Consider the following 16031-nt stretch of genomic DNA (forward strand, 5'->3'; position numbering starts at 1 on the left):
GTCGAAGTTTGCTCCGTTCTCGGAGTTGGAAAGAGACTCCAACGTTGAGCGATGTACTCCTGGCCGCCACCACTCCCGCAAACACTACCTACCGGCAATTCCAACTCCCCACACGCCATCCACTCACCTCGCCCGCAACGCATCCACAACATTCATCCGGGACGCGCGCAACGCGGGCAAAAAGCCGCCGACCAACCCCATCGTCACCGAGAACGCCAATGTCTTCCCGACAATCGCGGGCGTCAGGATGAAGCGGAACGACAGGTCCGCGAAGGTCTGGAAGTTGGTTGTCGAGAACGACGCGAACTGCATGAACGCTGCGCAGCCAAGCCCCGCGAGGCCGCCGACGAGCCCCAGTAGCATCGCTTCGATGAGGAACGCCGCGAGCACGTTCGCGCGCTTGAAGCCGAGCGCGCGCAACGTGCCGATCTCCGCCACGCGATTCGCCACGGACGCATACATCGTGATCATCGCGCCGATCATCGCGGCAATCGAAAAAATGGCCGACAGCGTGAAGCCGAGTATGTTGAGGAACGTCGACAGCGCCTTCGACTGGTCGCTGTAAAAAGTTCGCTCGCGTTTCGCGTCGTCGGCGAGGCGCGGGTCGACGTCGATATCGCTCCTGAAGCGCTCGAACTGATCGCTCTCTGAAAGCCGCACGACCATCGACGAATAACTCGTCCGGCGAAACGCCTGCATCAGCTGATCGGCATCGCCCCAGATCTCCGAATCGAAGCCGCTGCCGCCTGCGTCGAAGGTGCCGACCACGGTCCACTCGCGCTGCGCGAAACGCAAGTGCTCGCCGGGCTGCGTGCGCGCGAAGCCCTTCGCAATGCTGCTGCCGACCACGATCTCCGACGATCCCGGCGTGAAGAAGCGCCCCGATGCGAGCCGCACCTGCGGCCGCAAGCCGATGCCCGCCTGCGACACACCGCGTATCACCACGTTCGACGGTTTGCCCGAGCCGATTTTCGCGAGCGAGATCAGCACGACCGACTCTTTCGACGCGAGCCTTCGTCCGTCGCCGCCGATCGCGACGGCCGGATGCATCTCGATCACGTTGGCCTGATTGCGGTCGATCGCGCTCTGCACTTCCGTCTCCGCGCCCTTGCGGATCACGACGACGTTGTCCTCTTCGCCCGTCGAGACGAGCGTTTTCTTCAGGCCCGCGTCGAGCATCAGCACCGTCGAGAACACAAATACGACGAGCGCGAGTCCGCCCGCCGTGAGCGCCGTCGTCAGCCGGCGGGTCCACAGGTTGCGAGCGATATATGAAAGCGGAATGGCCACGATGCGCTACCCGATCGCCCGCAGGCCTTCGACGATCCGCACGCGCGCCGCCTGGATCGCCGGAATGATCGCCGCCGCCACGCCGACGACACCCGCACACGCCGCCTGCAACAGCACGGTGTCACGTGACACGTGGAAGACGGGGAATACACCGCCCGTCGCCTGCCGGAAGATACTGGCGGCGGGCGGCGTCAGCAGCATGCCGAGCCCGCCGCCCGCGATGCACAGCGTCAACGACTCGCCGAACATCAGCAGCGCGAGAAAGCCCGGTCCGAAACCGAGCGCCTTCAGCGTCGCGTATTCGACGGTGCGCTCGCGAGCGCTCATCGCCATCGCATTCGCCATCACGGCCATGATGATGACGATCACCACATACGACACGACGCGGATCGCCGCGATGATCTGATTCGACATCGCGACGAAGCCGAGCTGGAACGCCTGCTCCGTTTCGGTCAGCGTTTCTGCGAGGGAGTTTTTGAACACGTCGTCGACGTTGCGCGAGATCGCGGCGGCCTCCTCGGGAACAGCAATGCCCAGCACGTAGACACCGACCTGATCCGCGCGCCGCCCCGGCATTTTGCGCACCGATTCGTTCAGATAGTCCCAATGAAAAATGAGTTGCCGCGTGATCGTCGATTCGTCGCGGCCATCCATGATGCCGCGCACGACAAACTCCCAGGTGCCCGGATAGATCGTGCCTTTGATCGGGATGACGTCGCCGACCTTGAAGCCGAACTGCGTCGCGAGTTGCCGGCCGACGAGACAGCCCTTGCGGTCGCGTACGTAATCGCTGCGCTGTTGAGCGGGCACGATCAACTCGGGATAGAGGTCCAGATAGTTGTCCGACACGGCGAACTGCGCGAAGAAGTTCTTCGGCTCGCGATACACGCCGCCGAACCAGCTCGAGCGCGCAACCAGCGTCACGCCTTCCACGCCGCGAATGCGGTTCTCGTAGCTGAGCGGCAGCGAGAACGTCAGCGAAATGGCATTGCGCGTGACGAGGCGCGCGTTCGATGCGGCCGCGGCGCCCGCATACCACGCATCGACTACCGTATTGAGGAGCCCGTATGCGAGCACCGCGATGGTGAGCCCGAGCACCGTCAACGCAGTGCGCAGCTTGTGGCGCAGCGCGTTGCGCGTAATCAGCTTCAGCGCGTGCATGACAGGCTGCCGTCGCGCCGATCAGCGTGTGTCGCCATCGGTCAGCTCCCCTTTGTCCAGATGCACGAGCGCATTCGCGGCGCCTGCGGCATGCGCGTCGTGCGTGACCATGATGATGGTCTTGCCCAGTTCGCGGTTCAGACGTTGCAGCATCGCGAGGACTTCTTCCGCCGATGTGCGATCGAGGTCGCCGGTTGGTTCGTCGGCGACGATCAGCGTCGGATCGGTGATGACTGCGCGGGCAATCGCGACGCGCTGCTGCTGTCCGCCCGACAGCTCCGACGGATAGTGATGCGCGCGGTTCGCGAGATTGACCATCTCGAGCACCAGCTCGACGCGCTCGCGCCGCTCCTTGCGCGTGAGTCTCGTGAGCATCAGCGGCAACTCGATGTTCTCGAACGCCGTCAGCACCGGCATCAGGTTGTAGAACTGGAAGATAAAGCCGACGTTGGCCGCGCGCCAGTCGGCCAGCGCCGCTTCCGACAGTTGCGTGATATCGAGCCCGCCCACGCGCAGCACGCCGCCATCGGGCCGGTCGATGCCCGCAATCAGGTTGAGCAGCGTGCTCTTGCCTGAGCCCGACGGCCCCATCAATGCGATGAAGTCGCCTTCTTCGATCGAAAGCGTGATGTTCGACAGCACCGGCACCGTCTGCACGCCGCGCCGGTACGACTTCACGAGTTGCGATATCTCGACGAGCGGCGCAGCGCCATTCGCTCGGTTCATAGCTGGCTGCCCGCTCATGTTATGGCTTCGCCACGTTGACTTTCGCGCCGTCCGTCAACTGCGCGTCGGGCGCACGCACCAGCACGTCTCCTGCACGCACGCCGTCGAGCGCGATCAGATCGCCGAGTTTCGCGCCCGTCGTGACGGGCACCTGATGCACGGTCTCGTCCTTGATGACGAAGACGATGCTGCGTCCGTCGCGCTGAACGACGGCAGCCGGCTGCGCGGCGACGACGGGCCGCCGGTCCTGCGGCGGCACCGGCTTTGACAGGAAAGCGATCTTTGCGCTCATGTCCGGCAGCACGCGTGGGTCGCGATCGACGAAGCGCACCTTGACGAGCACCGTCGCCTTCGAGCGGTCGACGGTCGGCACGATGCGCGATACGCGGCCTGCGAGACGCAGTTCGGGGAGCGCGTCGAGCTGGATCTCGCAAGGCGCGTCGACGGCGATCTTCGCGATGTTCGATTCCGCGACATCCGCCTCGACTTCGAGCGTGTCCATGTCGGCGATGGTGACGACGGCCCCTTTGCTGTCGGACGCCTGAGAAAACGGCGTGATGTTGTCGCCGACGTTCGCATGCTTCTCGATCACCACGCCGTTGAACGGCGCGCGAATCACCGTCTGATCGACAGCAACCTGTGCGGCCTGCGCGTTCGCCTGCGCCGACACGATGGCCGCGCGGCTGTTGTCGATAGACGCCTGCGCCTTGTCGTAGCGCGCGAGATCGGCGTCGTACTGCGTCGCGGGCATCGCGCCGCTCGGCACCAGAATCTTAGAGCGGCGCAGGTTGAGTTCAGCGTTTTTCAGTTCGGCGACCTGCAGCGCGAGGTTCGCTTGCGCGACCTTCACCTGCGCCCTCGCCTGCGCCAGCGACGCCTCGACGTCCGCACTTTCCAGCCTGGCGATGACTTCGTCCTTTTTCACATGCGTGCCTTCGAGCACCCCGAGCCATTCGAGCCGCCCTTGTGCCTTCGACGCCAGGGCCGCCTTGCGTTGCGGCACGACGTAGCCCGTCGCGTTCAGCAAGGTGTAGCTCTGCGACGGATAAGCGGAGACGACCGACGTGGTTTGCACGGTGCGCGGGCTGGCGAAGCGCAAGCCCACGACGAGCGCGCCCACGACGATAAGCGCGGCCACCCCGTAGCCGGTCCAGTTGCGCCGACGGCGCGCAGTCACCGGCGCGCGGTCGATTTTGAGTCGTTTGAGATCGTGTTCAGCCAATTTTTTATCGGTTCGCCGGGCAGCGCTCGTGCTGCCCCGGCTACTCGCGCTATGGACGGGGAGTCAGTATAGCGCTGCGTCTGGCGTGGAAGCCTGCGGGTGGGGGACGGCGGCTCAAAACGACGATGCGCTGCGCGGCGGAGAAAGACTACGCGCCGCATTTCCCCTTCGGATGGCCGCTGCCTATCATTCTTTAGAAGGCCGAAGTGGCGGCATTGCCTCGCGGATAACGTCGGAAGAATCTGCGCCCGATGCAGGCTCTCACGCGCCGCATCCTGCGGCGCCTGCTGCGATGACGGCTTGCCACTGGCCGGCATCGTCGCGAGTCAAGTGGAGGTCCGCAATGAAATTCATTGTGCAGTGGAAGGGGCTACCGACGGCACAGCAATCGGCGATCGAACGTTTCATGAAGACGGGAGGCGCGCTGCCGCCCGATGGCATCACGATGCTCGGCCGTTGGCACGCAATCGGCGAGTTGAGCGGGTGCGCGATCGTCGAGGCCGACAGCACGGCCCCCCTGGCGGCGTGGGTGCTGCAGTTTGGCGATATCTTTACGTTCACCATTTCGCCCGCTGTCACCGACGAGGAACTCGGGAAGGCGTTGGCGGCGTTTCAGGCGGGGAGGTAAGGCCGGCAGACAGGGGCGTTAATCAGAATACCGATGCGCTTCTGTTTTTGTGTTCCAGGCTAGGGTCGGGCGCTGCCGATCGTCGTGCCCTCCACTCCACTCGGCCGTAGAATTGCTTAGCCCCTGCAGCGAGGGGTGCAAGGCGCTGATTTGGGCCGACTTGACCCAGTCACGCAAAGCCGCTGCTCATCCAGCACGCATCGACAGTGACCAGTCACCCTGTGCAATGTCTCCCCCAACCAAACTTCCACCGCTAACCGTCGGCTACCGAACGACACTTTCCCGCTCTCCGCACTGGCATACAACCCCACGCAGCCGCCGATAAAGGCACACCGTTCCATGGCACGGTCGATGCATAAACGACGCGGTCAAGAGTCGTCTATTGACCAACATCGGGCCGTACGAGGTGCGTCATGTCCAGTGCTCAGCAACAAGCCAGTCGCGGAACCCACCACGGCTTGCACGTCTTCTCCTGGCTGCGCGCCTTAAGGCTGATTTTCGGCGCGCCCAAAGCGTATTTGCCTTACGTGCTTCCGTGGCTGCTGGGAAGTCTCACTGTCGCGTTCTGCTATCTCGTCGTGCAAGGCGTGCTCAGGCAACAACTGCTGGTGCCGCCCGTGGCCACGCCGCCGTCTCTCGCCGAACGCGGCTACACATCCAGTTTCCTCGCCGAAAAGATCATGTCCGAGATGCGGGTGATCGGGCGCGATGCCGGTTCCATTCCCCACGACGCGCTGACCGCGAGCGAAGCGCAGCCCGACATCCAGATTCCCGGTCAGGACCTGTCCTATGCGACGACCGTGCGCTTTCTAAAAGAGGTCGTCGACCGGAAGGATGTGGTCGTTCATATCGGCATCACAAAGCTCGGCGATGCCGCGGATTCCTACATGGCTCACGTGCAGATCGAAGGCGGCGTGTTTCAGTCGCGCCAGGCCGAGGTGACGTTCGCGGGACGCGACATCGACAGGTTTGTGCGCGATATTGCCACTCAGGCGATGCGGCTTGCCGAGCCGAACATACTGGCCAGCCATCTGTTCACCGAAGTGCAGAAAACGAAATGCTCGCTTGCGCAATGCAATTACAGCGAGATCGTCGGCATCTACGATGAAGTGCTTGGGCTGCCCGCTTCGAAGCAGAGCGAATGGGCGGAGGCCGGCAAGGCGTGGCTGCTCGTGAGCCAGGGCCTCGCGAAAGACGCCGAAGCGCAGAGCCGCGAGGCGCTGCGCCGCTATGAAGGCTCGGCGATTCTGCGGGCCAGTCTTGGGATTGCGCTCGAGCAGCAGCACCGAATCGACGACGCGCTGGAACAACTCCAGGCCGGCGCAAAGAAATCATCGCGCACCGCCGAGAACTTGCGTCTCTTGGGCGACGTCATGTTGCACGCGCATCGTTATCCGGAAGCACTGAAGGCTTTCAGGGAAGCCGATCGTATGCAGCCGGACTCGGTCAACACATTGCACGACTGGGGTGAGGCGCTTATCGCGGTCGGGCGTCACAACGATGCGATTGCGAAGTTCTCTCAGGCCGTATCGCTTCGGCCGGATCTCGCGCCGTCGTATGCGGGATGGGGCCGTGCGCTCGAGCTAAGTGGCGAGATGAGCGAAGCGGCGCGCCGGTATGCGCAGGCATCGAAACTCGACAAGGATGTGCTCTCGCCGCACGAAGACCGTATCGCGCGGCTTAGCAAGGAGTATCAGGCGATCACGCGTTCCGACACGCCGGCTCCGGATGCGACGAGCCGCCCACGTTTAAATCAGCCCGCAAGACGTCAGCTCGAGGCAACGCAAAACCCGATCGCGATGCTGACGGCTTAGTGCAAAGGCATCCTCTTCAGCAATATCACGTAGCAGGCACGGAGACAGTAGATGAACAGCTTCGACGATGCGTTCAGGGCTCTGATCGGAAGCGAAGGAGGATATTCCTTCCATCCCGCGGACCCGGGCGGCGAAACGATGTGGGGCGTGACGGCACGCGTGGCGCGTAGCTCCGGTTATGCCGGCGCGATGAAGGACCTGCCGCTTGAAACCGCCAGGCAGATCGCCAAGGAAAAATACTGGGACCCGCTGCATCTGGATGAACTCGATCCACGGGTCGCCTTCCAGATATTCGATGCGAACTATAACGGCGGTCTCGTCGTGTTGTTGATGCAGAAGGCGTCCGGCGCTCAGGAAGACGGCAAGTTCGGCCCGGACACGCTGGACGCCGTCAAGAGCGCGGACCCGATGAGGTTTGTCCTGCGATTCGTGGCGTATCGGCTGCGGTATCTGCGAAACCTGCATACGTGGCCCACTTTCAGCCGCGGATGGACGGACCGTATGGCAACCAACCTTCTCCTTGGAGCAGCATGATGGACTGGTCAGAAGTAGCGTCGAGCATCGGCAGCACGGCCCCTTTGCTTGCGGGCCTGATAGGCGGCCCGAGAGGGTTGGGCGTGACTGCCGCCGCCGCCATCATCTCGCATACGCTTGGCATACCCAACGATCCGCACGCGATCGAAACCGCGCTAAACGACCCGACGGCACTCGACAAGCTCAGACAGGCCGAGCGCGCCAACGCGGTGCAGTTGCAGCAGTTGATGGTGACTGCGGCGCAGGCTCATCTTGCGCATGAGACCGACATGGCACGCATCCAGGCCGGCGATCGGGCCGACGCGCGCGCGATGGGCATTGCCAACAAGGATTGGGTGCCCAAGGCGCTCGCGATGGTGGTGACCGGCGGCTTCTTCGGCATCCTGCTGCTGATGGCCTTGAGGGAATTGCCTCACGAAAACCGCGATCTGGTGAACGTGGTGATCGGCGCGCTCGGCACGGCGTGGATCAGCATCATCGGCTATTACTTCGGTACGTCGGCGGGTTCGATGAGAAAGACCGAACTGCTCGCGAAGCCGAGTGTGCCAATCACCGCGGATAGTGCTGTTATGTTGAGGGAACCGGCGGCGGCGCCTCATCCGCATGCTGGGGGGAGTGCGCGGCATGTCGAGATGTTTCCGGCGTTTGTGCCGGGGGGACAGGGGCCGGTTTTTACTGGTGGAGCGTGAGGCGAAGGTGCGATGGTTGGTGTGTGCGGTTAGGAGTTGCGCTGGCGCGTGCGGTGAGACGGGAGTTGATATTCGCGGTTATCGCGATGTGCGAATGGCGGGCAAGCAATGTGTAGGCGGCTGGCTAACGACAATGCGCGGATGTGGGCAAAGGCAAAGATGGTGCCGGCCGCCGTGGGTTCATCGGTGCACGGCAGTTGAAGTTTGGAAGCCGCCGTTGATGTGCTGCGGGGTCCAACGGAGGTTGAGGAGCGTACGGAGCAGAGCGCGTTCGACGCAGGTCGGCCATCAAGCGACGTTCGCCCGCATCGGCACTTGGACATTCAGACGTCGAATCCGCCCTGCAAGCGGCCATTCAGCGCGCGGTCACACCTTGCTCCATCGGCGGTTGCGGTCATTTGTGGTGAGCGGCGAGGTCTACTTCCACGGCAGTAGCGACCGGGGTTAGACTTCGGTGCGCATTTATCGTGATTACTCTCGGGGAGCCTTGGTGGACCTACTGACTTTCACGCGGTGAGATCTGGTACCACGCAGACCAGCTGTCTGCGGCCGAAGCGAAGGCAATGGGTACTGAGCACGGTGCCGCCACGTAGCGACTTATATGTTCGGTGGCCCGGGATGTTCCCTGTGAAAGCGTATATGCTCTGCGCCGCTCATCTTGGGGTTCCCTTCCTTAAAGAATTTCCAAAGCGACTCGCAGGTATGCCCGGGCCACAGAAAATTGATCAAATGGATGTGGGGGCCACCTACCCGGAAGTGGTTTTCAAAAGGTGTGAGATCCCGGTTGTCGAAATAGAAGAAGTGCCAGTTTGAATGGTCCGCCGTATAGAACATATGGCCTACGAGGTAACGCCGATCCTGCAAGAGTTGGTGCCACTTCCGCCATGCTTTCATCGCAATTCGTGTCAGTGGACCTACAGTCGTGTGTCCAAGCGACTGACTATCTTCGTCGGTGTATTTGAGATTTGGCGGAAGAAAATCGCGATACGAGATCTGATGCCGCCACGGCAACTGACCAGCATCGCACGACGAAATAAGTGCGCCGAGTGCGTCCTCTGTGATGATCGCTGCTTTGCACAGCTTGCTCAAATCGCTTCTTTTATTGGCAACCAGGATTGCTAGGAGAGGCTCGATCTCCGTCATCGTCTGCTTTTGAAGGTCCATAACCCGCATCCAAAAACGCAATGCGTGCATTTTCGCATGGGCAGCATCGTCATCAGCATCGGACCGTGATCGGCCAGGAAGATACGTTGGACGGACCCGGAAGGATTATCGACAATCCACTCTCGCCTGCGGCGGCTACCATATGAATAGCCAAATCAGTCGCAATGATTGTTGAACGAAGGACAAATAGATGGCGCAATCTCACTCGACCACATACCCGCACGTAATTGAAATGAAGAACCTCACGCGGGATATTGATGGCCATTGGGAAACCATTGAGCCGCAGATTCAACAGTTTTGGCACAAGGTCCCAAAGGAATTGCGCCGTCGCGAATATGAACACGACGGATGCTCCGTTAGTGTGGATATCAATTGGCAACCGTTGGCGACCCGTCTTCGTCGTGATAACGAGCTTGTGCGGCCATTGAGAGAGAACCGGCCGCCAGTCAAAGATTGGCAGAAGAAGTTGTTACAGCCGACCCGGATCCGTGCAGAAGTCACCGTGAGCGGTGCCAACAAGGTTTGCTCCCACGATTGGTATCCAACTTTCTTTCTGGACACGTTCGTCCACGAAATATTCCTCATCGCTAATCTTTCCGTGCCCGGCTCGGCAGACTTTTACAGCGCGTCAATTGCTCGGCCGAACCAGCGCCATTCAACGGAAGTAAGACTGTCGGCGTTCGCATTTGATTGCGGCTGGACCGACTCACTGGATGGCGAGTGGCCCAGCCTGCAGGCGTTGCCACGCGAAGACGTCTGCAGATGGTTTGAAGCTTTGAACATCGGGTATAAGCAGCGAGCGGAAACGGGAATCGAAAGGGCGCTCTACGTGCTACTCCATTTGGCCCGCGACGATACACGAATCGACTCTGTGACGTGGCTCTTTCACGGACTTGAAGCATTAGTGTCAACAAAGGTTGGGGAAAGCGTCTCCGGGTTAGTGAGGCGCCTTGCAGCAGTTCTCGATCTCGACGAACTCAGCCAAAAGCGACTGAACAAGCGGTTACGCCAACTGTACGACTGGCGCAGTTCTTTCGTACACGGTGGTTACGCAGTGCCACATCCAGCCAGCAGCGAAGTGATTGACCGACGTCTGGACGCTCATCTGATGGAACTTCACAATCTCAGGCAGTTCGGTGCGTCTTTGCTCATCGCAACGCTTCAGGCTTTGATAAAAAAACGGATCGTTGAATTGCGTTTCGATGAACAGCTCGTGACCACGACCATTGGGGCTCGGATGGACGACAGATCAAAAACTTGATTTTGGATCCCGTCGGATTTGCTACAAAGTTAGGAGCCACTGGTTGACGAGCATCCCAGAGCGAAGAAAGCCCGCTTTTCTGTACGGCTAACTGCTTTCATAAGTGAACAAGACATCCGGAGCGTGGTGCATCCTCCTCGGTGAACGACCGCTTTTGAAAGATATGAGCATCTGCTCCGGGTCGATCTCGCCCCCTCACTGCCCCCCCATTTAACATTCCGAAGCATTCCCCCAACTCCCCCAAATTCAAGACAGTCCCACTCCCCTATAATCACCAAGTCGCCGGGAGACACCCAGCGACCAGGTTTAGCAGCCTGACGTTCCAACCGCACATCCGCCCAGGCGGGTGTGCGTCTACTGCTGCACGTCTATACTTTCTATGGGCGGGCTGTGGTGGGGGAGCCGCGAGGCTCGCCGGATTGTTGGAACGCCGGTCTGCTAACCCCGCCACGTGCCCGCTCACCCTTCCTCAAAAAAGCGCGTGTCCGGGCGATCCAAAGCAGCATCAGGGAGATCGCACCATGACCAAGCCCATCAAGAATCCCAAGCCTTCGCGCCCACCCGTCGACGCACTCCAGTACGAAAAACTCGCTCTATCCGCGTTCGATCTCTGCGACCGGCAGGTAGCGCAACTGGACACCTTGATCACACTTGCGTCGTCGATAGTTAGAAATCCTGCCGTTTCACGCGACGAAAGGCACCGCCGTCAAAAGCTCATCGAACTGTTGCTCGACACAGCAGAGCAGTATCAGCAGGAACTCGAATGCGACCGCGAGTTGTTCCAGGTGATCGCACTCGATGCGAAGGGCGTCCCGCGCAGCCGCATCACCGCGCAGCATGCGACGAAGCTGCTCACCGAAGCATCGCAGAGAGCAAAAGCCTCTTCGACCGCCGCGGACGGAAGCGCATCGCGCGGAAAAAAGGCGTCCACGAAACGCGCCGCCTCCGTGACCGCAAACATCACGCAACCACCCGCAGCCGCACCACACTAAGTAACGGCCGCAACCCGCGCAAACTACAAACCAACCGCACAAGCAACAAAAAGCAAAATGCCAAAAAAATGGCCGCAGCACCCGCTGCGGCCATCATCCAAAAACCCAAAACCCAACTCAAACAATATTCATAGCCAACGCACTTTCCCGATAATGCAGGCTCGCCTTCTCCGCATCGCCAAGCTGCTCATGCAAGCGAGCCAACGCGCGATGCGACCGGATCTTCAGCGTCTCGTTATCGGCCAGCTTCAGCGCGCGCTCCAGGAACGACTGCGCCTTGCCCCACAACTGCTGATGCAGACACAAGCGCCCCAACGCGAACAACAAGTCGGCATCGTCGGGACGATCCTTCTGCCAGCCCTCGGCCTTCTGAATCAGCGGCAACGCGTCGCCGCCCGCCGTATCCGGATAACGACGCAACAAGCGCGCGTCCCAATTCTGCGCGAGCGCTTCCTCGACAATCTTGCGCGCTTCCTGCGGACGATTCAGCGCCACCAGCAGTTCGGCGGCGAGATCGGCGAGACGCGGCGAATGGCGCTCGGTCGGCGTCAGCGAATTCCATAGTTCGAGCAGCGCATCGGCGTTATGCCGACGATCGCGCAGCAGATTCTCCGCCGCGAGTTGCCGCAAACGGACGGCCACCGCCGGATGAATCGCCTCGCGCTTTTCCAGCGTCTTGACGAGCTTGAGCACTTCGCCCCAGTTCTTCAATTGCTGTTGCGCGCGCAACATGATCTGCTGCGCGTGAATGCGCCGCCCGCCCTGCGATTGCATTTCCTTGAGCGCGGCCAACGCGCCGTCGGCGTCGCGGCCGTCGGCGCGCATGTCGGCGGTGGCCATCAGACGCGCGTCCTGCCAGTCGGCCTCGTCGATCTGCGCGAGCCATTCGTCGCGCCGCGCATATTCATGCATGCGATGCGCCGCCGCCGCCGCGATCAGGCCAGCCGCGCCCTTGTTGTCGCCATTCGCGAGCGCGTCTTTCGCGGCCTTTTCCGCGCGCGAAAAACGCCCCGCGTACAGATTGCCGATCGCGTCACGCAGCGCGGCGTGCGCCTTCGCGACACGCGAGCGCGCGCGATACGCGGCCACGCGCTGCGGCATGCGCCAGATATTGCGCACGATGCGCAACAACGCATACAGCAGAATGAACAGCACCACGAGCCCGACCACGAACAGATTCAGCGACATGTCGACGCGGTACGGCGGATACACCAGCAGCACCTGTCCCATGTCGAAGCGTCCGACCACCGCCAGCACGACCGCGATGGTGAACAGCAACGCGAGCCATAGAAGTCCCCGGATCGCCATGATTAACCTCGGCTCCGGTATTGATTGACCGCCTGCAGGCTCGTATTCAGATTCGGCAATTCGACGGCGGCCGAACCGGCTTCCACCTGCTTGACGAGATCGGCCACGTTTTGCGTTTTCTTCGACGACGCATCGAAGTAGCGCGTCAGCGCCGTTTGCGCCGCCTGCAGGTCGGACTTGAGCGTGGTCTGGTTGCGCGACAACAGCGCGAGCCGCGCGGACAACAGACGCAGCTTCACGTTCTCACGCACGAAGTAGCCTTGATCGGGCGCGACCATCATCGCGTCCGCGTTGTCGATGCGGCGCACCTGCACGAGACTCGTCAACTGCTGGCCGATGCCGGTCGTCACCTCGCGCCACCACACTTTCCAGCGCGGCTCGCCAGTGGCCGCCGCGACCTTTGCCGTGTCGGCCCACGTCGCCGCTTGCGGCGTCGCGTGCGCGATCGGCGCCTCGCCCGAAAGCGGCAGACTGTCGATCTGATCGACCGCGTTGTCGAGCTTGATCGCGAGACCCGTGAGGTCGGTGGAAGGCGCGGCCTTCAGCTTGTCGATGTCCTGCGCAATCGCCTTGCGCACCGCAACCGCCTGCGTGCTGTCCGACGCGGCGAGCCGCGTGTCGGCGCTTTGCAGCGCGAAGAGCGCAAGCTGCGTGTTGCCGGTCAACTGCAACTGCTGACTCGCGGCCGACAGCATCTGACCCACTTCGGCGAGCGTCCAGTCGTCGCGATTGCGCGCGAGATCCGCGTATTGCTGTTGCAGCGCCTGCTGCCCGGCCTGCGCGTCGGCGAGCTTGCCTTCGAGCTGCGCGACCTGCGAGTCGGACTGGCGCACCGTGGCGAGCGCCTGCTCGGTCTTGATGCGCAATTCGTTGGCTTGCGTGTCGTTCGCCTGCTGACGTTGCGTAAGCTGCTGCTCGGTGCGCTCCAGCTTGCGGTTGAGCGCATAGCCGCCCACGCCCGCGGCGCAAGCCAGAATCACGACGACAAACCACAACAGCGGTCCGCTCGCGCTGCGGCGCTTTTGCGCTTCGTAGGGCGTGAAGGGTTGGTTCGGCGGCAAGCTTGCGGTCGCGGCCGGCTGGGGTGAAGCGTTCGTGGATGCGTTCGTTTCAGTCATGCGTGATTGAGCCGGTGAATGAGCCGGATTGGACGATACCGGTTGAACTACGGTCGGCAGGGCGGCGAGCAAGGCTTGGGCGATGCGCTCGTCGCCCGCGCCGGACACCGTAATCCTATCAAAACCCAATGCCCGCGCGGTCTGCGCGATACGGGGATGCGGCGCGACGATCGGCGCGCGCTTGAGCTGCGCGATTTCGTCGGCGGTGAGATGTTCTTGCGCGAGTTCGTGCAGGTTGCGCACGCCTTCGGAACTCGTCAGAAGCCATGCGTGCGGTTCGCCCGCCAGCAGTCGATGCACGCGCGCCCACGCCGCGATGGACGGCTCGGGCACGAGGCGCCGATACGCGGCGACCGTTTCGACTTCGGCACCGGCTTCGCGCAGGCGGTCGGCGAGCCATTCGCGGCCGCCGTCGCCGCGCACGATCAGCACGCGCTTGCCTTCGAGATTCGCCTCGCCGAGCGCCGCGTCGATCGCGGCGAAGAGGCCTTCGGAATCAAAGCGGCCGTTGTCTTCGTCGGCGTCCGACGCCGGGCTGATGACCTGGTGCGCCGGCGCATTCACGCCGTGACGCGCGAGCGCGCGCACGCTGCCGGGCCCGACCACGCCGACCGGCAATGCATGCGGCCAGATCGCGCCGCTCTGGGCGAACGCGTGATCGATTGCGTTCGGCGACACGAATACGACGAGCGCATAACGTTCGAGCGAGCCGAGCGCGGCGCGCAACGGCGCATCGTCGTCGACGGGGGCGATGTCGATCAGCGGAAAGTCGAGCGTGACGGCACCGGCCGCGGCAAGCCGCTCAATCAGTTCGTTCGACTGACCGGCCGGTCGCGTAATGACGACCGTGAACGCCGCCTTGCCGGCAGCCGGCGATAATGCCGACGCGTTGCCCGATGTGTCGGTATGGGCGGCCATCAGTCGCCGGATACCGCGCTGTTCGCCGCGCCGTTGCCGGACGATGCCGCGGCGCCATCCATGGCGCTCGCCGTACTCAACGCGCGGACGATGTCCATCGCGCCTTGCTGTTCGAGCGCGCTCGCCACTTCGCGGCCCAATGCGATGGCGCGCTCGGTGGTCGGCGCGGGGGCCGACGCCTGCGCACTCAGCACGCGTTGACCGTCGGGCGTGGCGACGATGCCGCGCAGATGCAGCGCGCCGTCATGCCATGTCGCGTACGCAGCGAGCGGCACTTCGCAACTGCCGCCGAGCACGCGCGACACCATGCGCTCCGCCTCGACGGCCGCCGCCGTATGTTCGTGATGCAGCGGCGCGAGCCACGCCGCGAGTTCCGCGCGGTCGGCGCGAATCTCGATGCCGAGTGCGCCCTGCCCGGCGGCGGGCAAGCTGTCTTCCGGATCGAGCAGCGCACGGATGCGGCCTTCGAGACCGAGGCGCTTCAACCCCGCCGCCGCGAGAATGATCGCCGCGTAATCGCCGCGGTCGAGCTTGGCGAGACGCGTGTCCAGATTGCCGCGCAGCGGCCGCACTTCGAGATGCGGATAGCGCATGCGCAACATCGCTTCGCGGCGCAGGCTCGAGGTGCCGACCACGGCGCCGGCCGGCAGCGCGGCGAGCGAGTCGTAATCGTTCGAGACGAGCGCATCGCGCGGGTCTTCACGCTCCATGATCGTGGATAGTGCAAAGCCCGCGGGCAATTCCATCGGCACGTCTTTCAGCGAATGCACGGCGAGGTCGGCGCGGCCATCGGCGAGCGCGGCTTCCAGTTCCTTGACGAAGAGACCCTTACCACCCACCTTCGACAGCGTACGATCGAGAATCTGATCGCCACGTGTCGTCATTCCGAGGATTTTTACGTCGCAAGATGGATATAATTTGTGCAGCGCACATCGCACATGCTCCGCCTGCCACATCGCAAGGCGGCTCTCTCGCGAAGCAATCACAAGCGTGTGGGGTGGCGCGGCAAACGTCTCGGTGTTCATTAGCTTGTCGATTGAATGACGGGATGGAATAACAAGGAATGTTAGCACGCGCTCCTGCGTTCTCCCCCTCGGTTCGCCCGCCTGCCGCCCTTACGGATCAAGGCTCGAGTAGAGGTCGAAGGGGCGCCGTGCCGACGCGGTATCGATGGAGGAGACGGGCGTCGCGCCATGCGCGGCTGCC

Annotated in this window: 14 protein-coding genes; 6 read left to right on the plus strand and 8 right to left on the minus strand. The window is 62.5% G+C overall.

The genetic code is table 11. The features are described from left to right. Positions 1 to 123: 123 nt before the first annotated feature. From C8K18_RS07920 to C8K18_RS07935, 4 genes are read right to left on the minus strand one after another with little or no spacing between them, the layout of a single operon-like run. Positions 124 to 1290, minus strand: a complete 1167-nt coding sequence (locus C8K18_RS07920) for an ABC transporter permease (RefSeq protein WP_006048456.1) — start codon at positions 1288 to 1290, stop codon at positions 124 to 126. Between the two features lie 6 nt (positions 1291 to 1296). Next, positions 1297 to 2451, minus strand: coding sequence for an ABC transporter permease (locus tag C8K18_RS07925; RefSeq protein ID WP_006048457.1), 1155 nt, complete (start codon positions 2449 to 2451; stop codon positions 1297 to 1299). A gap of 21 nt (positions 2452 to 2472) precedes the next feature. Continuing rightward, the gene (locus C8K18_RS07930) at positions 2473 to 3177 is read right to left on the minus strand and encodes an ABC transporter ATP-binding protein (RefSeq protein WP_107707173.1); all 705 of its coding nucleotides are present in this window, start codon (positions 3175 to 3177) and stop codon (positions 2473 to 2475) included. 19 nt (positions 3178 to 3196) lie between these two features. Beyond that, entirely contained in the window at positions 3197 to 4399 is a 1203-nt protein-coding gene (locus C8K18_RS07935; protein WP_107707174.1) for an efflux RND transporter periplasmic adaptor subunit, read from the minus strand. Positions 4400 to 4742: 343 nt separating this feature from the next. Here C8K18_RS07935 and C8K18_RS07940 point away from each other — a divergent pair, with 343 nt between their 5' ends. The 4 genes from C8K18_RS07940 to C8K18_RS07955 all read left to right on the plus strand — a co-directional run bounded on the left by C8K18_RS07940 (position 4743) and on the right by C8K18_RS07955 (position 8064). Then, positions 4743 to 5027, plus strand: coding sequence for a DUF3303 domain-containing protein (locus C8K18_RS07940; protein WP_053857709.1), 285 nt, complete (start codon positions 4743 to 4745; stop codon positions 5025 to 5027). Positions 5028 to 5440: 413 nt separating this feature from the next. Continuing rightward, positions 5441 to 6841, plus strand: coding sequence for a tetratricopeptide repeat protein (locus tag C8K18_RS07945; protein WP_107707175.1), 1401 nt, complete (start codon positions 5441 to 5443; stop codon positions 6839 to 6841). A gap of 51 nt (positions 6842 to 6892) precedes the next feature. Next, complete coding sequence (locus C8K18_RS07950; protein WP_107707176.1) at positions 6893 to 7375, plus strand: glycoside hydrolase family 108 protein; 483 nt, start codon at positions 6893 to 6895, stop codon at positions 7373 to 7375. Further along, the gene (locus C8K18_RS07955; protein WP_107707177.1) at positions 7375 to 8064 is read left to right on the plus strand and encodes a hypothetical protein; all 690 of its coding nucleotides are present in this window, start codon (positions 7375 to 7377) and stop codon (positions 8062 to 8064) included. The genes C8K18_RS07950 and C8K18_RS07955 overlap by 1 nt, the downstream gene beginning before the upstream one ends. 597 nt (positions 8065 to 8661) lie before the next feature. Here C8K18_RS07955 and C8K18_RS07960 read toward each other — a convergent pair. Next, positions 8662 to 9228, minus strand: coding sequence for a hypothetical protein (locus tag C8K18_RS07960; RefSeq protein ID WP_132384548.1), 567 nt, complete (start codon positions 9226 to 9228; stop codon positions 8662 to 8664). Positions 9229 to 9418: 190 nt separating this feature from the next. Here C8K18_RS07960 and C8K18_RS07965 point away from each other — a divergent pair, with 190 nt between their 5' ends. Beyond that, positions 9419 to 10489 carry a hypothetical protein gene (locus tag C8K18_RS07965; protein WP_107707179.1) on the plus strand — a complete coding sequence of 357 codons (1071 nt, stop codon included), beginning with the start codon at positions 9419 to 9421 and terminating at the stop codon, positions 10487 to 10489. Positions 10490 to 11010: 521 nt separating this feature from the next. Then, a complete protein-coding gene (locus tag C8K18_RS07970; protein ID WP_107707180.1) occupies positions 11011 to 11481 on the plus strand; it encodes a hypothetical protein in 471 nt (156 codons plus the stop codon). Between the two features lie 117 nt (positions 11482 to 11598). On the opposite strand, the gene C8K18_RS07975 is transcribed toward C8K18_RS07970, so the two are convergent. From C8K18_RS07975 to hemC, 3 genes are read right to left on the minus strand one after another with little or no spacing between them, the layout of a single operon-like run. Further along, positions 11599 to 12789 (minus strand): heme biosynthesis protein HemY, encoded by a 1191-nt coding sequence (locus C8K18_RS07975; RefSeq protein ID WP_053857701.1) that lies wholly within the window; start codon positions 12787 to 12789, stop codon positions 11599 to 11601. 2 nt (positions 12790 to 12791) lie between these two features. Beyond that, positions 12792 to 14825, minus strand: coding sequence for a fused uroporphyrinogen-III synthase HemD/membrane protein HemX (gene hemDX, locus C8K18_RS07980; protein WP_107707181.1), 2034 nt, complete (start codon positions 14823 to 14825; stop codon positions 12792 to 12794). Next, the gene (gene hemC / locus C8K18_RS07985; protein WP_107707182.1) at positions 14825 to 15850 is read right to left on the minus strand and encodes a hydroxymethylbilane synthase; all 1026 of its coding nucleotides are present in this window, start codon (positions 15848 to 15850) and stop codon (positions 14825 to 14827) included. The genes hemDX and hemC overlap by 1 nt, the downstream gene beginning before the upstream one ends. Between the last annotated feature and the right edge of the window lie 181 nt (positions 15851 to 16031).

The organism is Paraburkholderia sp. GV068 (genome assembly GCF_003058125.1).
Lineage (GTDB): Bacteria > Pseudomonadota > Gammaproteobacteria > Burkholderiales > Burkholderiaceae > Paraburkholderia > Paraburkholderia graminis.

Bases quoted from the DNA above. Each gene is read 5' to 3' on its own strand.
- C8K18_RS07925 (WP_006048457.1), bottom strand. From the start codon at position 2,451: ATGCACGCGCTGAAGCTGATTACGCGCAACGCGCTGCGCCACAAGCTG.
- C8K18_RS07930 (WP_107707173.1), bottom strand. From the start codon at position 3,177: ATGAACCGAGCGAATGGCGCTGCGCCGCTCGTCGAGATATCGCAACTC.
- C8K18_RS07940 (WP_053857709.1), top strand. From the start codon at position 4,743: ATGAAATTCATTGTGCAGTGGAAGGGGCTACCGACGGCACAGCAATCG.
- C8K18_RS07945 (WP_107707175.1), top strand. From the start codon at position 5,441: ATGTCCAGTGCTCAGCAACAAGCCAGTCGCGGAACCCACCACGGCTTG.
- C8K18_RS07950 (WP_107707176.1), top strand. From the start codon at position 6,893: ATGAACAGCTTCGACGATGCGTTCAGGGCTCTGATCGGAAGCGAAGGA.
- C8K18_RS07955 (WP_107707177.1), top strand. From the start codon at position 7,375: ATGGACTGGTCAGAAGTAGCGTCGAGCATCGGCAGCACGGCCCCTTTG.
- C8K18_RS07960 (WP_132384548.1), bottom strand. From the start codon at position 9,228: ATGGACCTTCAAAAGCAGACGATGACGGAGATCGAGCCTCTCCTAGCA.
- C8K18_RS07965 (WP_107707179.1), top strand. From the start codon at position 9,419: ATGGCGCAATCTCACTCGACCACATACCCGCACGTAATTGAAATGAAG.
- C8K18_RS07970 (WP_107707180.1), top strand. From the start codon at position 11,011: ATGACCAAGCCCATCAAGAATCCCAAGCCTTCGCGCCCACCCGTCGAC.
- C8K18_RS07975 (WP_053857701.1), bottom strand. From the start codon at position 12,789: ATGGCGATCCGGGGACTTCTATGGCTCGCGTTGCTGTTCACCATCGCG.
- hemDX (WP_107707181.1), bottom strand. From the start codon at position 14,825: ATGGCCGCCCATACCGACACATCGGGCAACGCGTCGGCATTATCGCCG.
- hemC (WP_107707182.1), bottom strand. From the start codon at position 15,850: ATGAACACCGAGACGTTTGCCGCGCCACCCCACACGCTTGTGATTGCT.